The 16,665-nt window shown below is 43.5% G+C and carries 17 protein-coding genes and 4 tRNA genes; 4 read left to right on the top strand and 17 right to left on the bottom strand.

Annotated elements, in window-relative coordinates; genetic code table 11:
- Positions 1 to 40: 40 nt before the first annotated feature.
- From PI95_RS05360 to PI95_RS05325, 8 genes are all read right to left on the bottom strand, one after another.
- On the bottom strand, positions 41 to 1,183 hold the full coding sequence (locus PI95_RS05360; RefSeq protein WP_039753750.1) for a histidinol-phosphate transaminase: 1,143 nt from the start codon (positions 1,181 to 1,183) through the stop codon (positions 41 to 43).
- A gap of 182 nt (positions 1,184 to 1,365) precedes the next feature.
- Positions 1,366 to 2,001 (bottom strand): YqiA/YcfP family alpha/beta fold hydrolase, encoded by a 636-nt coding sequence (locus tag PI95_RS05355; RefSeq protein ID WP_039753751.1) that lies wholly within the window; start codon positions 1,999 to 2,001, stop codon positions 1,366 to 1,368.
- Positions 1,938 to 2,138: a hypothetical protein gene (locus tag PI95_RS05350; RefSeq protein ID WP_163518634.1), complete on the bottom strand. Its 201-nt coding sequence runs from the start codon at positions 2,136 to 2,138 to the stop codon at positions 1,938 to 1,940. The genes PI95_RS05355 and PI95_RS05350 overlap by 64 nt, the downstream gene beginning before the upstream one ends.
- A gap of 34 nt (positions 2,139 to 2,172) precedes the next feature.
- A complete protein-coding gene (gene gor, locus PI95_RS05345; RefSeq protein WP_039753752.1) occupies positions 2,173 to 3,549 on the bottom strand; it encodes a glutathione-disulfide reductase in 1,377 nt (458 codons plus the stop codon).
- Between the two features lie 140 nt (positions 3,550 to 3,689).
- The gene (locus tag PI95_RS05340) at positions 3,690 to 4,154 is read right to left on the bottom strand and encodes a hypothetical protein (protein ID WP_039753754.1); all 465 of its coding nucleotides are present in this window, start codon (positions 4,152 to 4,154) and stop codon (positions 3,690 to 3,692) included.
- Between the two features lie 235 nt (positions 4,155 to 4,389).
- On the bottom strand, positions 4,390 to 5,736 hold the full coding sequence (gorA, locus tag PI95_RS05335) for a glutathione-disulfide reductase (protein ID WP_039753757.1): 1,347 nt from the start codon (positions 5,734 to 5,736) through the stop codon (positions 4,390 to 4,392).
- Between the two features lie 436 nt (positions 5,737 to 6,172).
- Positions 6,173 to 6,517 (bottom strand): XisI protein, encoded by a 345-nt coding sequence (locus PI95_RS05330; RefSeq protein WP_039753758.1) that lies wholly within the window; start codon positions 6,515 to 6,517, stop codon positions 6,173 to 6,175.
- On the bottom strand, positions 6,505 to 6,924 hold the full coding sequence (locus PI95_RS05325) for a XisH family protein (RefSeq protein ID WP_039753759.1): 420 nt from the start codon (positions 6,922 to 6,924) through the stop codon (positions 6,505 to 6,507). The genes PI95_RS05330 and PI95_RS05325 overlap by 13 nt, the downstream gene beginning before the upstream one ends.
- On the opposite strand from PI95_RS05325, the gene PI95_RS05320 reads away from it, so the two are divergent.
- The gene (locus PI95_RS05320) at positions 6,846 to 7,151 is read left to right on the top strand and encodes a hypothetical protein (protein ID WP_163518631.1); all 306 of its coding nucleotides are present in this window, start codon (positions 6,846 to 6,848) and stop codon (positions 7,149 to 7,151) included. The two genes, PI95_RS05325 and PI95_RS05320, sit on opposite strands and share 79 nt — an antisense overlap.
- Positions 7,152 to 7,182: 31 nt before the next feature.
- Positions 7,183 to 7,356, top strand: coding sequence for a hypothetical protein (locus PI95_RS05315; RefSeq protein ID WP_163518633.1), 174 nt, complete (start codon positions 7,183 to 7,185; stop codon positions 7,354 to 7,356).
- 143 nt (positions 7,357 to 7,499) lie between these two features.
- Here PI95_RS05315 and PI95_RS05310 read toward each other — a convergent pair whose 3' ends face one another.
- The 6 genes from PI95_RS05310 to PI95_RS05285 form a co-directional block, all read right to left on the bottom strand.
- Positions 7,500 to 9,101: a TROVE domain-containing protein gene (locus PI95_RS05310; RefSeq protein WP_039753761.1), complete on the bottom strand. Its 1,602-nt coding sequence runs from the start codon at positions 9,099 to 9,101 to the stop codon at positions 7,500 to 7,502.
- Between the two features lie 36 nt (positions 9,102 to 9,137).
- A tRNA-Asn gene (locus PI95_RS05305) sits at positions 9,138 to 9,263 on the bottom strand.
- Positions 9,264 to 9,322: 59 nt separating this feature from the next.
- A tRNA-OTHER gene (locus PI95_RS05300) sits at positions 9,323 to 9,452 on the bottom strand.
- A 37-nt stretch (positions 9,453 to 9,489) separates the two neighbouring features.
- Positions 9,490 to 9,626: transfer RNA gene (locus PI95_RS05295), tRNA-OTHER, on the bottom strand.
- A 92-nt stretch (positions 9,627 to 9,718) separates the two neighbouring features.
- Positions 9,719 to 9,791 (bottom strand) — tRNA-OTHER (locus PI95_RS05290).
- A 479-nt stretch (positions 9,792 to 10,270) separates the two neighbouring features.
- Positions 10,271 to 11,215 (bottom strand): hypothetical protein, encoded by a 945-nt coding sequence (locus PI95_RS05285; protein WP_039753762.1) that lies wholly within the window; start codon positions 11,213 to 11,215, stop codon positions 10,271 to 10,273.
- A 374-nt stretch (positions 11,216 to 11,589) separates the two neighbouring features.
- Here PI95_RS05285 and PI95_RS05280 point away from each other — a divergent pair, with 374 nt between their 5' ends.
- The gene (locus PI95_RS05280; RefSeq protein ID WP_039753763.1) at positions 11,590 to 13,236 is read left to right on the top strand and encodes an alpha/beta hydrolase; all 1,647 of its coding nucleotides are present in this window, start codon (positions 11,590 to 11,592) and stop codon (positions 13,234 to 13,236) included.
- 287 nt (positions 13,237 to 13,523) lie between these two features.
- Positions 13,524 to 14,366 (top strand): SPFH domain-containing protein, encoded by an 843-nt coding sequence (locus PI95_RS05275; protein WP_039753764.1) that lies wholly within the window; start codon positions 13,524 to 13,526, stop codon positions 14,364 to 14,366.
- A gap of 147 nt (positions 14,367 to 14,513) precedes the next feature.
- On the opposite strand, the gene folP is transcribed toward PI95_RS05275, so the two are convergent.
- The 3 genes from folP to PI95_RS05260 form a co-directional block, all read right to left on the bottom strand.
- Positions 14,514 to 15,371, bottom strand: a complete 858-nt coding sequence (folP, locus tag PI95_RS05270; RefSeq protein ID WP_052325855.1) for a dihydropteroate synthase — start codon at positions 15,369 to 15,371, stop codon at positions 14,514 to 14,516.
- Between the two features lie 130 nt (positions 15,372 to 15,501).
- Positions 15,502 to 16,227, bottom strand: coding sequence for a triose-phosphate isomerase (gene tpiA / locus PI95_RS05265; protein ID WP_039754252.1), 726 nt, complete (start codon positions 16,225 to 16,227; stop codon positions 15,502 to 15,504).
- 203 nt (positions 16,228 to 16,430) lie between these two features.
- On the bottom strand, positions 16,431 to 16,568 hold the full coding sequence (locus tag PI95_RS05260; protein ID WP_163518632.1) for a hypothetical protein: 138 nt from the start codon (positions 16,566 to 16,568) through the stop codon (positions 16,431 to 16,433).
- Positions 16,569 to 16,665 lie beyond the last annotated feature (97 nt).

Genomic DNA, 16,665 nt, shown 5'->3' with positions numbered 1-16,665 from the left:
CCTTTCCCATGCACCCCTTTTTGAAAGCTGGTTGTTAATATTAAAGATTTGTTAAAGCAGTTTGTAGGCGACTCAGCGTGCGGAGGTTTTCCTCTGGGGTTCCTACTGTAATTCGCAATCCTCCACTGATGTGTCGCACAAGAGTGCCGGCAGTTCTCAGCTTTTGGGTAAGATTTATTAAATAATCGTCTTCTTGGTTCAAAGCATTTGGTTTTAGTCGCAGGTAAACAAAGTTAGCAGCGCTTTCGGCAACTTGTAATGTTGGGTATTGAGATAAAGCTTCGATAAGTTTGGCTCGTTCAACGAGTGTTTGGGGAATTGACTTTAATAACAATTGGCGGTTTTGCAGAGCAATTAACGCCGCAGCGATAGAGACGCTGGGAAGATTGTAAGGTAAGCGCACTTTTTCTAGAATAGCGATCAACTGCTGTTGAGCCAGACAATAGCCAACGCGATGAGCAGCCAAGCGGAAGGCTTTAGAAAATGTCCGCATTATTATCCAGTTAGGACGTTGTGGTAATTCGCTAGCTAAGGTATCCTGACTGAATTCAAAGTAAGCTTCATCAATTACTACTAAAATACGATCGCTCAAATTTATTAACCATGCTAATTCTGCTGCAGTTAAAGCATTGGCTGTGGGGGAATTAGGATGAACTACAAAAATCACCCGAATCGGCGGATTTTGCGTTTGTTCTATAGCTTTATCAGCCGCTTGTAAATCAATTTCAAAATTCGCTTCATTTCTACCCACCGTCACAACGGGAATGCCCAAAGTTTGCGCCAAAATCCCGTACATCGAGAAAGTGGGATTAGCAATCAAAACCGAACCTTCTCCCCCCACACAACTGGCAATTAAAATTGAGCGAATTAGTTCATCTGAACCATTGCCTACAGAAATATTAGCAGCAGTGAAAAAAGATGGCGCAAGGTTAGCTGATTCATTGACATAGAGAGCGATCGCATTCTTCAGTGTCTCATGTCCGCCATCAGGATAACGGTTCGTTTCGATTATTTGCTGATATTCCCACGCAAGCTTTTCTTTTAACTCAGGTGGCAAATCATAAGGGCTTTCATTCGTATCCAGCCGATCCAATTGCGATGGAACTGGTTCTGCTGTACTACTACCGGGATGAGGTTTGTAAGCACTAAATTTAGCTAAATCTGAGCGGATAAATGGCAGCATAGTTAGTTAGGAGTCAATAGTCAATAGTCAATAGTCAATAGTCAATGGTCAATGGTGCAAAAACTTTGGACTTTGGACTTTGGACTCTTGACTTTGGACTTTGGACTTTGGACTTTGGACTCTTGACTTTGGACTATTGACTTACGAAAATTGGTTATGTGAGAACTTCATATTTTACAGCTTTATGGCAATTGACAAAACAATCTAATTGCTTGCCAAATTTCTGATGTGACACTGCCTAAAGCGTGATCGCTGTCAAGTTCGACTAACTCCACCCAAGGACGTAAACATGCAAAGTCGCGGCTTGCTTGAATCGGGATAACTTCATCCTCTTTTCCGTGCAAAATTAGGGTAGGGATGGGACGTTGCAGTTGTCGTTCTTGATATTGATGCGCGTCGGTAACGAATTCGTAATGAAGGGGAAGCGATCGCTTTTCACCATAATGGTAAACTTCTAGATATTTTTCTTGTTGCCAACGCTGCAACTTTTCATCTCCCAAGTTTGGCAACCAATGAGATAAAAATCCAAATGCCGGTGCCAACAAAACCAGACGCTGCACTTGTAAATATTGTTGTCCTAAATGAGCTGCGGTTAAACCACCCAAACTCGAACCGATCAAAGTCACCTCAGCAGCATTTAAGGGAAATTCAGCGGCAACTTGTTTTAGCTGCCGCGTGATTGTCAGATGAGAAAAATCACCCAAATTCAAATCGGGAATTTTTAACGGAGTGTGAATTTGGGCAAAGCGCGAGTTTATATCCCGCGCTTTGGCAGAATTTGGACTCGAAGCAAAGCCGTGGAGGTAGATGTAATGCAAGGGGGAGTGGGGGAGTGGGGGAGTGGGGAGTGGGGAATGGGGAGTGGGGAATGGGGAATGGGGAGTGGGGAGTGGGGAATGGGGAGTGGGGAATGGGGAGTGGGGAGTGGGGAGTGGGGAATGGATTTTAGATCCAATCTGTAAATCTAAAATCTAAAATCCAAAATCGTATTAGCGCATGGTGACGAATTCTTCTGCTGATGAGGGATGGATACCGACGGTGGCATCAAAATCTTTTTTGGTTGCACCCATTTTGACGGCGATCGCTACACCTTGAATTATCTCACCTGCGCTATCTCCGACCATGTGAGCGCCTAATACTTTGTCGGTGTTGCCATCGACTACCAACTTCATCATCGTTTTTTCTTGAGCGCCCGTTAAACTATGAAACAATGGGCGGAAGCGTGTACGATATACTTTGACTGCATCTCCGTATTTATCGTGTGCTTCGGCTTCGGTTAAACCGACTGTAGCCGCTTCTGGGTTGGAAAATACCGCTGTAGGAACAGTGTCATGGCTGAATAAACGGCGGTTGTTGCCAAATTCGCTATCAGCAAAAGCGCGACCTTCACCAATTGCTACCGGAGTTAAGTTAATTCTGTCAGTGACATCACCGACGGCAAAGATATTTTCTTGGGAAGTTTGACTAAATTCATTGACAGCGATCGCCATCATATTGCTGTATCCGGGTCCTTCGATGTTACCTTCAACAAGATCGACTCCGGCATTTTCTAAACCCAATCCCTCAACATTCGGCATCCGACCGGTTGCGACTAAAAACACATCGGCAATTATCGGTTCTTGGTCTTGTTGTGATAAAGTCAGCTTTATTCCTGACGGCACTTTCTCAACTGTTTCGATCACATTCTTCTTGATCAGTTTAATGCCGTGATTCGTCATCCCCTCTTCGATTCCGCTGCGGATGTCTTCATCAAAACCTTTCAAAATTTTGTCACCTCTAGTAATCTGTGTCACCTCGGAACCCAGACCACGCATGATGCAAGCAAATTCTGTGCCGATGTAACCCGCGCCAATAATGACGATGTGCTTCGGTTGCTGTTTCAGGTGAAAAATTTCGTTAGAAGTAATGCCATATTCCATACCAGGTAAATCTGGTTTAACCGGACGCCCACCGACAGCAATTAAAATTTTCTCTGCGGTAACTTTGCGTCCATCAACTTCTACGGTGTGAGGATCTACTAAACTAGCACGAGCGGGAATGAGATCGACGCCAGCTCTTTCTAGAAAATCGATATGCAGTTGCGATAGCCTGCGGACTTCTTTATCTATAGAAGTAATGAAATGTTGCCAATCTAACTCAGCTTCACCGACTTTCCAGCCATAACCTGCGGCATCATGAAATAATGCGGGAAAGTGAGACCCGTAAACCATGAGTTTTTTGGGAACACAGCCGCGAATCACACAAGTTCCACCGACTAAATCATTTTCAGCGATCGCCACTTTTGCACCGTAGCTAGCTGCCCGCTTGGAAGCTGCTAAACCTCCAGAACCAGCACCAATGACAAACAAATCGTAATCATACGTCATAATAATTATGTTTCCTGCAAATAGGACAACTTCGCTAATTGTTTCTCTATAACTATTGAAACAAAATTCATCAGAAGAGTGTTAGCGGAGATTTCCGCCCCTAGATTGATGGTGGGCGATCGCTAAAAATTATGAATTTATTAATGTGCAATTTTTGTAGGGTGCGTTACGCTACCAAAGATTGTTTCAAGCTTGGAACACGAAACTTCGTGTTTAATATCATATCCGGCGTTGGGACACACGTTGTAGAGACGTTCCGGCGGAACGTCTCTACGATTATTGCGGTGTTGTTTGTGACTTTTTATTGACGGATACGGTATCAAACTTGAAACTTCGTGTTCGGAACTCGAAACTTCGTGTTCGGAACTCGGAACTTCGTGTTCGGAACTTGAAACTTCGAGCTTGGAACTTGAAACTTCGAGCTTGGAACTTGAAACTTCGAGCTTGGAACATGAAACTTCGAGCTTGGAACTCGAAACTTCGTGTTCAGAACTCGAAACTTCGTGTTCAGAACTCGAAACTTCGTGTTCGGAACTCGAAACTTCGAGCTTGGAACTCGGAACTTGCAGCTTTTTGGGTAGAAGTACGGATGCAGATTTTCGCATTTGCTATTCTACCCAACTACTGAACTCTAGAAAAGCTTAAAAGGGCAACACAACCCTAGGGCGTGTTTTCAAACCCCAAAAGCCTTCAGGCTGGAAGCCTGAGGCTATACGAACAAAGCCTGCGAAGGTAGGCTAAAAACCCTTTTTTCTTAGTCCGCGCAGGCGGACTAAGCTCGTATAGCCGCACCATGCGCGGGTGTCGGGCAGGAGCGAAAACACAACCCTAGTCCCTAGTTCAATCTAATGTCAAAAACTCTTCGGCTGTGGTCGGATGAATACCAATTGTGTCATCCAAATCTTGTTTGGTGATACCTTTGCGAATGGCAACCGCGAGACTTTGAATTATATCGGCTGCGTGTTCACCCACCATATGAACGCCTAAAACTTTCTCAGACTCGCCTTCAACTACTAATTTAATAGTTGCTTGCTCATCTTGTTCGGTCAGTTGATAAAATAGCGGTTGGAATTTGCTGCGGTAGCATTTTACAGATTTGCCGAACTTTTCCCGCGCTTTTGCTTCTGACATGCCGACACTTGCAGCTTCTGGACGGGCAAAAACGGCGGAAGCGACAAAATCATAACTTGGTTTTTGCGGCTTTTTGCCAAAAACTGAATTGACAAAATCAGTAGCTTCAGTTATTGCAACTGGCGTTAATTGCACGCGGTTGGTACAGTCACCCACAGCAAAAATATTTTCCTGATTGGTGCGGCTGTATTCATCAACTTTGATTTCTCCTTTTTCCCCAAGTTCAACTGAGGCTTTTTCCAAATCGAGATTCTTGGTATTTGGAGCGCGACCTGTAGCAACTAAAATTGTATCAGCGGTGATGATTTCTTCTTTGTCGCCTGTAGTAGTCAGCAGCAAACCGTCATCTGAGAATTTAATTTCTTTCGCAGTGCTGTTGCTGATAAAGCGAATTTTCCTTTTGCTCAAACCTTCTTGAACGCCAGCGCGAATGTCATCATCAAAGCCTGATAAAATCATTTCCCCGGTATCAATAACCGTGACTTCGCACCCAAAAGCGTTCATCATGCTGGAAAATTCTACGCCGATATAACCACCGCCAATAATCGCCAAGCGTTTGGGTAAATAAGGCAAGTGAAACATCTCGCGGGAAGTGATAGTGTATTCTATACCGGGAATATCCGGTTGCACAGGATGTCCGCCGACAGCAATTAAGATTTTGTCAGCTGTGACTTTGCGTCCTTCAATTTCAAGGGTATGAGCATCAACGAAAGTTGCACCACCGTGAATTATTTCAATTCCCGCTTTTTGCAACTGCTGAAGGAAAGAATGCTGAATACCTTCAAGTTTCTGGTGTACTGACTTAATAAATAGTGTCCAGTCAAAGTGCCATTGACAGTCACTCCAGCCGTAGCTTTGTGCCGATTGATTTTGAAGGGCAAAATCAGCCGCGTAAACAATGAATTTTTTGGGAGTACAGCCGCGATTTACACAGGTACCACCGAGGGCTTCTTGTTCGGCGATGGCGACGCGGACACCTAACGCGGCTGCTTTTTTAGCTGCTGCTAGTCCTCCTGGACCTGCGCCAATTACAAAGAGGTCATAATCAAATGTCATGGTTTGCTTTTGCTTTATGCTTGACAACTTGACGCATCAGACTGTTCTGTGCTTTTTCTCGCAACGAAAAAAGCGAAAATTTTATTGCTTGCTAGGCGTCAATTTGAAGCTTGACTCGTGTAAGGCAAAGCTGGCAACTTCCGAGTGACATATTCTTGGGGGTTAAATATACCTTCCTCTGGGTAGGTTGAGGAATTAGGCTTTCTTACTGGGGGTTAGGGAATAACTGCCGTTTATATTTGCTGATAAATGGGCTAGAGTCAAGCTTACCGTTGTTGCGATATGCACCTGTCGTGTTGACTGGTGTATCAGTGGAAACCAATTATTGCTTTTTTAGGGACGTTTAATTAAGTATTCGGTACTTGGAGAAATGATAAGCGATCGCACTCGTTATTTTGTGTCGAATTTAGGCGCCCTCACCCCAACTCGCCTAAAATTACCCCACCGCAAAATCTGTAAAGGAGCGCATATACGGCGTATGAAACCCTAATACAATATCTTCCTTAGCTACACCCATTTCCACTAATTCCGCCGCGATATCATCTTCAGTACCATTCCACTGAATCCAAATTTTGCCATTCTTAATATCAAGATGCATCACCGGACCGAAAACCCGCTTTCCTTTGTCCCAACCAACATAGATTAACTGATAATGATCGCGCATTGTATCAAAGACGGTTTGCATCTCCAATTCATCATCTTTGTTATGGGATGTTCGACACTGGGCGTAGTTTGTTAATACTTGTTGAATATACTGACGATATTCTTCTAATTTTGCCATTGTACAATCTCCTCCTTGGCTGGATCGAAGATAAGTAGATTGATTTGACTGCGTTGAGTTACAAATTTAATAAAACGAGTAGTAAAAAATTCTTCATAAGTGGTTGCTGGTACTGCTAAATATAGAACACGTTCAGGCTCATGTTCTTCTAAAGCATAACGATAATTGATAAATTGTCCTAACGCTGTATGAAAATCTGACATTGTAGAAGGGCTTAAAAAACTTTTGACTTCAACAGCAATTTTCTGTCCTTCTCTGTTTGCCACAATTAGTTTTTCTGCGGCTATATCAATGAACATATTAGTCAGACGATCAATAGGAATCCTTAGTGGATCGTCGGTTATCGTCCACCCATCTTTTTCAAGTGCAGTTTTTACAACGTCGTGAAATCTATCTTTGGCTGACATATTCTGCCAATCACCACCACTGCCAGTATTTTAGCAACGATAGAATAGCATCATCGCTTACCGAGGCTAGCTTTGTTTGTATAGTCGCACATCGCAAGTCAGGGGTGCGATCGCGAAGTGGCGGCTTCCGCATCGCCTTTGAGCAAGTTTATATTTATCATAAAATAACGGCGGGTGCGGGATTTGAACCCGCTGATCCCCACAATGGTGGAGATTTTAACCGATAACCCTAAGTTCGTCGTCCTTTTCAGGTAAGTTGTGAACCAGGAAAACCCGCCAAGACTGAGGTGGGGGGAGTGGGGGGAGCAGGGGGAGCAGGGGGAGCAGGGGGAGCAGGGGGAGCAGGGGGAGCAGGGGGCAGGGGGAGCAGGGGGAGCAGGGGGAGCAGGGGGAGCAGGGGGACAAGGAAGAATTATATCCAATGCCCAATGACGGCAGGTGCTCCACTTGGGGAGACCCCAAGACCGCACAGCCAAACCTATGCCCAATGACGGCAGGTGCTCCACTTGGGGAGACCCCAAGACCGCACAGCCAAACCTATGCCCCATGCCCAATGCCCCATGCCCAATGCCCCATTACAATTCACCCGTAGCTAACATCTGAATAATCCGAGGAATTCCCGGATCGAATCCGCCTAAATCCCAGGACAGCGGATCTTTCGGGTCTACCAAGGTAATCTGATAAGGTGTCAGAGTGACATACACCGCTTTGACATCGGGATTCACATGAAGCCGATACTTAGCCAGCGCTTGACTTGGATGCTTGTAACCAGCCCATGATTCTGAATCTGTCCAAAAGCAAACGACATCTGCTTTAAACTTATTCTTAATCATCCAGTCATAGGCTACAGATGCATCTGTTCCACCGAAGTTTTGATTGCTAGCTTTGCGAACAGCCGAACCAAAACTATCTTTGGCAGTAATACCCAAGTCGCGGAAGTCCGTAGCAAAGCCGCGAATCATGTAGTTTTTCTCAGCTTTTGCTGTAACTAGCGCCATTGTTGTGGCAATTTCACAGCAAGTCAGCCCCATATCCGCAACCATACCACCCATTGAACCAGAAACGTCAACGGCGTGCATGAAGACTTTATTTGTGGGTTCGACTACATCAAAAGACAATTCAACCGCTTTTTCTAAGATGTCTACAATCCGAGGAACTGGGTTCCAAGTCTTTTGGCTGCGTCCTAATTTTCCCCCAGATTGATAAGTTTTCAACGCTTTCAAAACATCAATCGGATGGATGCGTCCTTTACGCAGATGTTCTTTGTTGTTGAGAACAGCTTCCACGCGCAGCAAATTCGCACTTTCTGAGGAATGCAAAACACCCAGTTCTGTTAGTGAACCGAGGTTACGCAACATTGCACCAATTGGCATTTCAGAGAAAAGTAGCTGCCAAGCAGCTTTATCCATTTTGCCCACAGGTGCAGCCATTTCGTGGGTTAAGCGTCCTTGAGTAATCGCTTCATGAGTTTTGGTGGGATTCCGCTTTAACCATTCATACCACCAAATCTGCGCGATCGCCTGCGAAGGAATTTCCACAGGCATTTCTTCCCAACCTTTAACCACCCACTCAAACAGTTGGCGATGATCTTCTGTAGGTGGCTTGACATGAAACAACCTTAATGCATCGCGATTGGTAAAGCCTTGACGCTGTTGATATTTCAAAAGTTGATAAGCCAAGCCTTTCACATCTTCACGAGATAGCCAATTTTTACCAGCTTCGCGTACCACCTTGCCAAATCCCCGCAGAGATTTGGTGTAACTCAACCATTCGTAGAAGTGGCTACCGGTGCGGACAACTTGGGGAAAGATTTCCATAAAAGCTTTTTTGGCTTCTGGTGCTTCACCCATCGACAGCAGCACTAATGCAAGGATAGGCGCACTGTTGTTGATGGCGCGTCCATCGCTAGCATACAATATTTCTTCAGCAACACGGCGGGGATTCAAAGCGATCGCCTGCTTCAAAACCTCAACAAAATCCTCTGTTAATTCTCGCTTTCCGGCATAATAAGTGCTTTGTGCCGTACCAACTAGCAAACAGCGACGCAACATCTGCCAAATGCCAGCATCAAACATGAATCCACCACTACGTCCCTGAATCATCTCTGCTTCCCGTCCGGGGATAGGCTGAGATTGTGGTGTACCTGTCTTCTTTTTTGTAAAGAATTTATAATTCATGACTTCATCTCCCAGCCCTTACGGGCAAAATGAAAAGTGGCGGAGCAGGATTTGAACCTGCGACCTCTCGATTAACAGTCGATAACCCTCAATTCTTCGGTCTTTTCAGACAAGGTGTGAACAAGGATATTTTTAGCGCTCTATCCTCTGAGCTACCCGCCACATGAGATTTTGGATTTACCGATTTTAGATTTTAGATTTTGCGAAAATCTAAAATTGATTGGTGTAGCGGAGCAGGACTCGAACCTGCGACCTCTCGAACTTAAGTCGATAACCCTCAATTCGTCGGTCTTTTCAGACAAGGTGTGAACAAGGATGTTTTAGCGCTCTATCCACTGAGCTACCCGCCACATGAAAATTCGCTGATTTAAAATTCAAAATTTTTAATTGGTGTGGGGAGCAGGATTTGAACCTACGAATCTTGGAACCGATAACCCTCAATTCTTCGGTCTTTGCAGACAAGTTTGTGAACCAAGGAGTATGGACAATTGTCCATCCAGTGCCTTACCACTTGGCTACCCCCACGTATAAAATTTTGAATTTTAATTTTCTCTTTTGTCTGAGAGTTTTTAGTGAATCTTTTAATTAAGAATGAAGCAAAATACTTCATTCTTAATTGGTTTGCCGTGCGGAACTCGAATCCGCGCCTTCCGGTATTCCCAGACGCTCTACCATCTAAGCTAACAGCAACGATAACCCTCAATTCGTCGTCCTTTTTAGGCAAGTTGTGAACAAGGATTTTGAACTGCGATCTATAGCAAAGCCGGATTTTCACCTGCATCTCCTCTTATTTAAATCAAGGGATTATTTGTCAACGATAACCCTCAATTAAATCGTCCCTTGCGGGTAAGATGGGCGCTCTGGTAATTGAGCTATCCGCTATAAACATCAGCTTGTATTCATAATGTAGTACATGTATTATAAAGTGTCAATAGTTTGGGAAATTAATTTTTGGGTTGCGTCAGTCTGGTAAGATTTACGAAGAAAAATTCAGGAGTCAGCGTTTGCTCCCGGTGTAGATGACTATGGTTTAAAGCCTCGTGATAAGAGGTGCGCGATCGCCTAAAATAAATAATTTTTCACTTTCACCAAACTCCATCTATTTATGGATGCAGTTCTTCTAACTCCTAACTCCCAACTCCTAACTCCCAACTCCTAACTCCTAACTTTTAACTGCTGAATGAGTGACTTTTTTTACTCTTGTCTGCTTCTTTCTGCGCCGCTTCACTATACTCTCGATATAACTTAGTGCGAATCTGAGCTTCTTTATACCGACTATGATTGGATGGGACTTTACTCATTAAATCAGAGGCTCTTTGCCACCTAGCAGCTAAATCCAACCATTGAATTGATGTTTGAGCATTTTTACCGATTGTAGAAGCTTGATTGGCAATTCTCACGGCTGCTGCAAACAAATCTTCATCTAGCGTAGAATCACTTGGTATAGCCGCCAAAGGTGGTATTTCTGGTTCAGAGTTAGTCGAAGCTGGCTCGTTCGATTTTACCGTCGGTGATAAAGATTTAAGCACTTGTTGTGGCGTTAAATTTGATCTACCACCTAACCAAACATAAGCACTCCAGCCAAGGACAAATAAAAATAAGCATAAACCCACTGTATCCAGCATCCGTCCACTGGGGGATTTTCTGCGCTTATTTTTGTTAATAACTACTAAAGAACTAGAATATTGCGACTTGGGTAAATTTGGCTTTGCTTGTTCGATTTTACGCTCTTGGAAATCTTGAATTACTTGCTGTATTATTGTTGGTTGAGCTAAAATAATTTCCTCTGACCAAAGTAAATGATTTTCCGGAGCGCGGGTAATTTCCTCTAACCATAACAATTGCTGTTCTTGAACAATTCGACTGTTGATGTTAACTCGGCGAATGTTACGCGGTGCGATTGATTCGAGAATTTGCTGGATTTGCTTGACTAGAGTTGATTGTTCAAGTTTATCGACTGTACGAGCCTCACAAAGAAGTTGTAAGACTCCATCAGCAAAGATAGCTCTGGTTCTGACACCAGAATTGGCTAATTTTTCGTTCAATACTTGAATAATCGCAGCAACGCTACCCAGGTGAGCTTGCCAAGCGATATCATTTATCCGGTCTGCCATTTGAAGTTTAACGATAGCTTTTTTACCCTGAATTTTTAATAAAGTAATAAATTTATGATATTGAGGCTGATGTTTTATACACCCATCGCCATTTTACCGATTGTATGTGTAAAAATATGACCTTGCCAAATTAAATTGTAAAAATTAAGACTCATGTTCGATTCAAGTCAGTGTAGTATATTGTAGGACATAAAGGAGCGATCGCATAATTCTTATGACTCTAACCTGAACATATATAACGCCCGAAAAAAGAAGGAAAGTAAATTTTTGCTATAAGTTGTAGAAGAAGTGCATTCATCGCAAACGAAAATTGCAGCAATTAGTTTTGATAACTGTACTCATACCCGCGTCACAAAACTTGGGCAAATAAATCTATGCAATTTCAGCTATTGGTAAGAAATCGGCGTAAAATTGCCTTCGCACACAAATTATTGTGTAGTTTGTCTTTAGCTTTCGGTTTGGGTGTGGGGATGCCCTCTAGTTTAGCCGCTCAAAGAGTTATTATCCGCTTAGGTCCATTTGAACAGTCAGTAGCGATCGCCGACTTAGAAAAATACGCCAAAACTGGTAAACTACCAGAAAAGCTGGAAATTTTATCTTCTGTACTCTCACCGGAAGTACAAAAATTGCTGACAAGACGCTTGCAAGTAGATCCGGCTGTAGCAGACAAATTCATCGCTGATTTAGTGCGAACACCAGAAGGTAAACAATTAATTGCCTCCTTAGGAGTAGCAATACCTGGTAGTACAGTCGAAAGCTTGCAAGGAACACTTAACATAGCGCTGCGACAATTCAACGGTTTAAGCGCACTTGGTTTTTTACGAGCTTACCCACAACAAGATGTTACCGTAGATGCAACTGGTGCGATCGCTCTATTGGTTGAATTTAGCGCCAATCGCTTGCAAAGTCAAGCTTTGGGAGTCTTGTTAGCACGAGAATTAGCTGTTGACAATAATATACCCTTTCGGGCAACTTTCGACCCGGCGGCAAGAGGTCAAGAAACAGAGATACTACAAACCCTAACTTTTACCGACAGACAACGAAATAGAATTATTCCTGTAGATATATATTCAAGTCGAAGTGAAGCCCAAGCACCCTTAGTTGTAATTTCTCACGGTTTTGGGGCAAATCGCAAATTTTCCGAATATTTAGCGCGTCATCTAGCATCTCACGGCATTACGGTTGCGGCAATTGAACATCCTGGTAGCAACCTGACATCAGTTAATAGCGCTTCCGCATCAGGTAATTTAGCCGATTTGATGCCAGCATCAGAATTTATTGACCGTCCAAAGGATGTTACATTTTTATTGAATGAACTGGCGAAACTAAATTCTCAACCAGGACAACTTCAAGGAAAGCTAAATACCGAGAAAGTGACTGCGATCGGTCACTCTTTGGGAGGTTATACAGCTTTGGCTTTGGTGGGGGGAGAATTAGACTTAAAGGATTTACGGCAATATTGTCAAAATTCTCTTACTTTTGGAGAATCTCCGGGAGATTGGTTGCAATGTACAGCAGCACCTTTAGGAGATAGGAAAATACAATTAAAAGATGAAAGGGTAAAAAGTGCGATCGCGCTCAATCCTCTAGTCGGTAAACTATTTGGTAAAAACGGTTTAAGTAAAATTACCAACCCAGTTTTAATCTTAAGCGGCACCGAAGACTCTCTGACCCCAGCGCTAAACCATCAAATCCAACCTTTTACTCAACTGCGAGGAACCAAATATCTGCTAACTGCTATTGGTGGTACTCACTTGAGTATTAGCGACCCAGCATATGTAGGAAGTGCAGCCACCACCATCGTTAAAGAACGGCGTGGTGTAGAAACCGAACCTTTGCGTCAACTAACTCGTGGTGTCAGTTTAGCTTTTACCCTTCAACTTACACCAGAAGCGAGAATTTATCAACCTTTTCTTACATCAGCTTACGCCCAATCTTTTTCTACACCCCAACTGCCGTTGCGTCTAGTTTCCGAGTTACCAGCAAATATTAAACCGTGGCTGGAGTTTGTAGTTAAGTAATTGGGCAATGGGCATAGGTTTGGCAGTGCGGTCTTGGGGAGACCCCAAGACCGCACTGCCTCCCCCATGCCCCATGCCCATTCCCCACTCCCAAAAAAAATACTTGCCAGCGTGACACTCAAGTGCTTTAATAGCGATTGCCTTGCGTTATCGTGTCTTGCCATTTACTGCTGATTGTGATAATAAGATTACACACATTCAACACATTAGACTTAAAGGTAGGACAAGCTAGTGCCGTGTCCTTTAGATTAAATTTAAATTCTACCAAAAGCTGAATAGGAGCATATATGGAGCCAATTGTTGCTATAGTCTTAGTGCTTATAGGCTATGCGTTAGGGTCTGCAAAACTGATTAATGAAGGTAATGAAGCCTTAGTCGAGCGTTTAGGACGGTATCATCGCAAACTCAAGCCAGGTCTGAACTTTATTGTTCCCTTGGTCGATAGTATTGTGATGGAAGATACTACACGAGAACAGATTTTAGATATTAAGCCTCAAAATGTAATCACCAAAGATAACGTTTACCTAGAAGTTGATGGCGTTGTCAACTGGCGAATCATGAGTATGGAGAAAAGCTTTTATAAAATCGATGATATCCAAGTATCGCTAACAAACCTGGTGATGGTGGAACTTCGTGCCAACATTGCCGATAGAACTTTAACGGAAACCATTTCTTCTAGAAATCAGATGAACCAATCGCTGTTGCAGGTTTTAAACCAGGTAAGCTCAGAATGGGGAGTTGAGATTCTTCGGGTAGATATTCAGAGGATTACACCACCTGAAAGTGTACAGAAGTCAATGGCAGAGCAGCAAGCGGCTCAAATCAGAAAACAGGCAGCTATTACCACAGCAGAAGGAGAGCGGGAAGCTTCAATTAAGAGAGCAGAAGCAACTAAGGAATCTATTCGGATACTTTCTGACGCGATAACTTCCAAGCCAGAAACTAAAGAAATCCTTCGGTATCTAGTAGCTCAAGAAAACGTAGAAGCTAGCCACAGACTCGGTGCCAGTACCAATGCTAAAGTTGTCTTTCTCAATCCAGGAATGTCAGAGGGAGCAATTGACCAGATGATTGGTGACACTGTAGGTACTGAAGGTATTGGCAGTCCTTCTGAGAATGGTTCTGTCTAAGGATTTTGGATTTGAGATTTGAGATTATCCCCAACTTTGAAATTCGGGGGATTGAAACCATTTATTTAAATTTGGAATTTTAAACTTTTGCGTCAATCCAAAATCCAAATCTAGAATAGGCATGACAAAACCCACTTCTTAACTGATTTAATCACGATGTGGAGAGTGTCGCACAAGTGCATCAGCAACTAGTGATACATCGCGCATTTCTTTGACATCGTGAACTCTCAGGATATCAGCACCATTAAAGATAGCAGCAGAACAAGCCGCTGCGGTTCCCCAAACTCGTGCTTTTGCGTCTGGTTGATCTAAAATGCGACCAATGAAACTTTTGCGGGATGGTCCTATTAGGATAGGGCAGTTGAGTTTTGTGAGCTTACGCAAGCGGCGAAATATTTCTAAGTTTTGCTCGTAATTCTTGGCAAAACCAATACCAGGATCGATAATTATTTTCTCAAAGCCAATACCCGCATCTGTTGCAGCTGCAATTTGCCTTGCTAAAAAACTATAAATCTCCCCCATCAAATCCTGATAATCTGTGAGTTGATTCATCGTCTCTGGGTTTCCCCGCATATGCATTAGTATAATTGGCACATTTAATTTAGCAACTGTTGACAACATTTCTAAGTCAAACGTGCCCCCAGAGATATCATTGACTATATCCGCTCCAGCTTCTATAGATGCTTTTGCTACAACTGCCCTTGTGGTATCTACAGAAATTGGCACGTCCATTTCTTTTCTGAGTACTTGCAACACCGACAGCACCCGCTCAAGTTCTTCAGCCACAGATATTTGCGCCGCTCCGGGTCGAGTCGATTGACCACCGATATCGATAATATCAGCACCAGCGGCTACCAGTGTTTTTGCTTGTATTAAAGCCGCAGCAACGCTGTTAAAATCGCCACCATCACTAAAGCTATCAGGCGTCACATTTAAAACGCCCATGAGATAAGTCCGCTGTCCCCAATCGAAACAGCGTCCCCGAATTATCAAATTGCTTGGCATATACGTAGTAAGCACTTCAGTGCTTTATTTAAACACTAAAGTGCTTACTACATTCATCAAAGCTAGACGTAGCAGCCCCAAGATTTGCATTCCCACGCAGAGCGTGGGAACAAGAAGATAGGACATGGGATTACTTATAGTTAACAATTCGGGCGAAACCCGCAGCTTCTAAACTCGCTCCTCCCACTAAAGCCCCATCAATTTCCGGTTGAGCCATAATTTCGTCAATATTATTTGGCTTGACTGAACCGCCATATTGAATTGGAACATTTGGATTTGTCAACTGACTGCGAATTAAACCAATTACGCGATTGGCTTCTTTTGTTTCGCAAGTGTCACCAGTGCCGATCGCCCAAATTGGTTCGTAAGCAATCACCAAGTTAGTTTGGTCAACATCCACCAAGTCTTTTTCTAGCTGAGTGCTAATCAGAAATTCGGTTTCTCCTGCATCTCGTTGTTCCTTAGTTTCACCTACACACAAAATTGGCGTAAGACCGTACTTTTGAGCTGCTTTGAGACGCAGGTTGACGGTAGTATCAGTTTCCCCAAAGTATTGTCGGCGTTCGCTATGACCGACAATTACGTAACGCACGCCAATTTCTGTCAACATGGGACCGGAGATTTCACCGGTGTATGCTCCGCTTTCTTCCCAGTGAACATTTTGCGCTCCTAGCTGTACAACACTTCCATGCAGATTCTTGGACAAAGCGCTTAAGTCTGTGAACGGTACACATAAAACGACTTCTCGCTCGTCGGGTGTTTGTTGTAAGGTGGGCAGAAATCCTTCTAAAAATTCTTGGGATTCTGCCTGAGTTTTGAACATTTTCCAGTTGCCGGCAATAACTATTTTTCGCACAGGTAATTTTGTCAAGAATAATAACGCTACTCTAGATGCATTTTTCAATGTACTACTTTATGGCACAGGTGTTTAAATCACATCTTTCCTTAGTTTGGATACGCAGTTGCATGTTATACAAGTTGTACGTTACAACCTCACGCCGTCCTATCGGATACTTTTCTCGTTATTGCGTAAAATCGTGGCGAATTGAGGGTTGAAATTTAAACGCACTCGTAGCGCGGAGGTAAGCGCAGAGGTACGCGGAGAATTAAAGGCAATACCCGATACAATCGCATTGTCACCCGATACAATCGCATTGTCACCCGATACAATCGCATTGTCACCCGATACAATCGCATTGTCACCCCTACACTAAAACGCCGACATTACCGGACAGCCTTGTATTAAAGATCCTCAAAACTCCACGACTATTTCAGCTATATGGCTGTCCGGTTT

The organism is Hassallia byssoidea VB512170 (genome assembly GCF_000817785.2).
GTDB classification, from domain to species: Bacteria; Cyanobacteriota; Cyanobacteriia; order Cyanobacteriales; family Nostocaceae; genus Hassallia; species Hassallia carrinoi.
Note: the sequence above shows the minus strand (reverse complement) of the source record. Positions and strands in the feature narration are given on the sequence as shown.

Bases quoted from the DNA above. Each gene is read 5' to 3' on its own strand.
- PI95_RS05360 (WP_039753750.1), bottom strand. From the start codon at position 1,183: ATGCTGCCATTTATCCGCTCAGATTTAGCTAAATTTAGTGCTTACAAA.
- gor (WP_039753752.1), bottom strand. From the start codon at position 3,549: ATGACGTATGATTACGATTTGTTTGTCATTGGTGCTGGTTCTGGAGGT.
- PI95_RS05340 (WP_039753754.1), bottom strand. From the start codon at position 4,154: ATGCGAAAATCTGCATCCGTACTTCTACCCAAAAAGCTGCAAGTTCCG.
- gorA (WP_039753757.1), bottom strand. From the start codon at position 5,736: ATGACATTTGATTATGACCTCTTTGTAATTGGCGCAGGTCCAGGAGGA.
- PI95_RS05330 (WP_039753758.1), bottom strand. From the start codon at position 6,517: ATGGCAAAATTAGAAGAATATCGTCAGTATATTCAACAAGTATTAACA.
- PI95_RS05325 (WP_039753759.1), bottom strand. From the start codon at position 6,924: ATGTCAGCCAAAGATAGATTTCACGACGTTGTAAAAACTGCACTTGAA.
- PI95_RS05310 (WP_039753761.1), bottom strand. From the start codon at position 9,101: ATGAATTATAAATTCTTTACAAAAAAGAAGACAGGTACACCACAATCT.
- PI95_RS05285 (WP_039753762.1), bottom strand. From the start codon at position 11,215: ATGGCAGACCGGATAAATGATATCGCTTGGCAAGCTCACCTGGGTAGC.
- PI95_RS05280 (WP_039753763.1), top strand. From the start codon at position 11,590: ATGCAATTTCAGCTATTGGTAAGAAATCGGCGTAAAATTGCCTTCGCA.
- PI95_RS05275 (WP_039753764.1), top strand. From the start codon at position 13,524: ATGGAGCCAATTGTTGCTATAGTCTTAGTGCTTATAGGCTATGCGTTA.
- folP (WP_052325855.1), bottom strand. From the start codon at position 15,371: ATGCCAAGCAATTTGATAATTCGGGGACGCTGTTTCGATTGGGGACAG.
- PI95_RS05260 (WP_163518632.1), bottom strand. From the start codon at position 16,568: ATGCGATTGTATCGGGTGACAATGCGATTGTATCGGGTGACAATGCGA.